Origin of the sequence: Azospirillum sp. B4 (assembly GCF_000333275.1) — a bacterium.
GTDB lineage: Bacteria > Pseudomonadota > Alphaproteobacteria > Azospirillales > Azospirillaceae > Nitrospirillum.
Genome location: NZ_BACU01000742.1, coordinates 1 through 2,409, shown reverse-complemented (window position 1 = coordinate 2,409; position 2,409 = coordinate 1). Strand labels below are relative to the sequence as shown.

The window sequence follows — 2,409 nt, the reverse complement described above, 5'->3', positions numbered from 1 at the left end:
TGTGGTGCGGCCGTACACGCCCGTTTCGGCTTCCTCGCCGGGGCCGTGGTCACCCTGGCCGGCGGCATGCTGACGATCGGCAGCCTGGTGGTGCTGTCCTTCACGTCGGTTGGATGGCTCGCCGCCTGGGTGGCCTTGTGGCTGGGCTTGGTGCTGTCGCTGGACGTGCTGTGGCCCCTCGGTGTCGCCGAGGTGGGCCGGCGCGAGCGGGACGCGGCCGCCGCCCGGGCGCGGTGACCGCGGCGTCGGCCTTTCCCATGCAGGGGTTTCGTTGATTCCGCCCAGACAGGGGTCCATGGTAAACCCCATCCGCCGTCTGGGACCCTCCGGGAACCGGCGCCAGCGGCATTCCGCCGGAGGTAGGTGTCATGGACACGAAGGCGTTGGACGATCTCCTTGAAGCCGCTCTCGCCTTGAGGCGGGTCCGCAGCCCTGGTGTGAGCTTTACAGCGGAGCAGTTGGCGACAGAGATCGCCGCCTTTCCCGCCGCCGGCGGCGAACGACCCAACGGAGGGAAGATAGAGTTCCTGCTGCATCGCCGCTGGGGGCGGGGCATAGAAAGGGACACCGACGTTTCCGGATGGCGCTTCGGTAGAGGCCAGCCGCCTCGGTCTCGTGAAATCCACAGCCATGGCCAGGTCCAATAGGCCGGGGAAAGTCAGGCCCCTGGGTGACTTGGCGGAGGCGCTCATACATGACGCGAGGGGAAGCGACCGGGACCTGGCAGCAGGTCCCCCCCTGGATGTACTCGCATTTAAGAGCGTAATTTGCGGATCGCTCGCAATTAAGACCGTAATCGACTAGCAGCCATGTCTGCCGGTCGGGCGCTGACCTAGCCCTTCCCCTCGCCCTTGTGGCTGAAAACGACACCGGGACAGTCAAGCGGAGGTGCATCCGGCTTGCAGCCGTCGACGGGTGATGCTCTTGGCTGCGAGCGATCCGCATCCTTCAGCCTTGGATGCGGATCGCTCGCGCCANCTGCCGCCATTGACTCGCATCTATGACTGCTATCCGGCCCCAGTTCCGCTCTGGCGGAGCAAAAATGTTCTTGAAATGTTCTGACATATGAGGGAGGAGTCGGAGGAGGCCGCAAGCGGCCGGCTTCCGATGGAGATTTCGATGACACTGGCTGACCGCGGGCGGCCGGATGCCCCCCTTTGCCTTCCCGCCGGCCAGCCGTCCCTGCCGGTGGCGACCACCTGTACCCTCATGGGATTGGCGGTTGAGGCCTGGCCGCTGGAGCTGCCCATGGTGGTGGCCCGGGCGGCGTGCGGCTTCCCGTCGCCGGCGGCCGACCACGTTGAAGGGCGGCTGGACCTGATGCAACTGCTGGTGCCGCATCCTGCGGCCACCTATATGCTGCGAGCCTCGGGGTCCAGCATGCGGGGAGCGGGCATCCTGGATGGGGCCATCCTGATCTGTGACCGCTCCGTGGCGCCCAAGCACGGCGACATCGTCGTCGCGGCGGTGGACGGCAGCCTGGTCGTCAAGCGGCTGTGGGCCAGAGGGGGCAAGGTCGAGCTGCGCTCCGAGCCGGATCCGGGAGACGCAGCCGGACATCCGCCTCTGCTGATCCAGGAGGGCGATGGGAGCGATGAGGCCGTCCCGTGCATCGTCTGGGGCCCAGTCACCGGCCTGGCCATGCGGTTCTGAAGTCCAGCTGGGTAGCGCGACATGGCCATCTTCGCCCTGCATGATTCCCAGAACTTCTACGCCTCCTGCCACAAGGTCTTCGACCCGTCACTGCAGGGACGCCCCGTGATCGTGCTGTCGAACGGGGATGGCTGCGTGGTCGCCAGGTCCCAGGAGGCCAAGGCGCTGGGCATCCCCATGGGCCAGCCATTTTTCCAGCTCAAGGACTTGGCCCGCCGGGAGCGCGTCAGGGTCTTCAGTTCGAATTACGCGCTGTACGGCGACATGTCCGACCGGGTCGCCGAGACGCTGAGCCAGGTGAGCGGGCGCATGGAGCGCTACAGCATCGACGAAAGCTTCCTCGTGCTGGATGGCCTGGGCGACCGGGCCCGGCAGGAGGCGGGACGAGAGATGCGGGACCTGGTCCTGCGTTGGACCGGCATACCCGGCCGGGTGGGCATCGGATCGACCAAGACGCTGGCCAAGCTGGCCAACGACCTGGCCAAGAAGCTGCCCGGCGGCGTCCTCCAGTTGGTGACCGAGGAGCAGCTGGCCACCCATCTGCCGGCCGTACCCGTTGGCGACCTGTGGGGCGTAGGCGCCGCTACGGCCCGCCGCCTGGAGGCCCTGGGTATCACCACCGTGGCTGAGCTGCGGGCCATGGACCGGCGCCGGGCCCGCCAGGCCCTGGGCGTGGTGGGCCAGCGCATCGTCGATGAGCTCAACGGCACCAGCTGCCTGGCCTGGAGGAGGTGGCGCCGGCCAGGAAGGGGCGGC

3 protein-coding genes are annotated in these 2,409 nt (G+C 67.6%); all 3 read left to right on the top strand.

Annotation, left to right across the window (positions count from 1 at the left end; genetic code table 11):
* On the top strand, nucleotides 1-237 hold a 237-nt coding region (locus tag I55_RS37555; protein WP_044564878.1), incomplete at its 5' end, for a hypothetical protein.
* 882 nt (nucleotides 238-1,119) lie between these two features.
* The gene (locus I55_RS32510) at nucleotides 1,120-1,653 is read left to right on the top strand and encodes a LexA family transcriptional regulator (protein ID WP_252181405.1); all 534 of its coding nucleotides are present in this window, start codon (nucleotides 1,120-1,122) and stop codon (nucleotides 1,651-1,653) included.
* A gap of 21 nt (nucleotides 1,654-1,674) precedes the next feature.
* Nucleotides 1,675-2,409, top strand: a 735-nt coding sequence (locus I55_RS32505; protein ID WP_044564877.1) for a Y-family DNA polymerase, incomplete at its 3' end; no start/stop codon positions are given.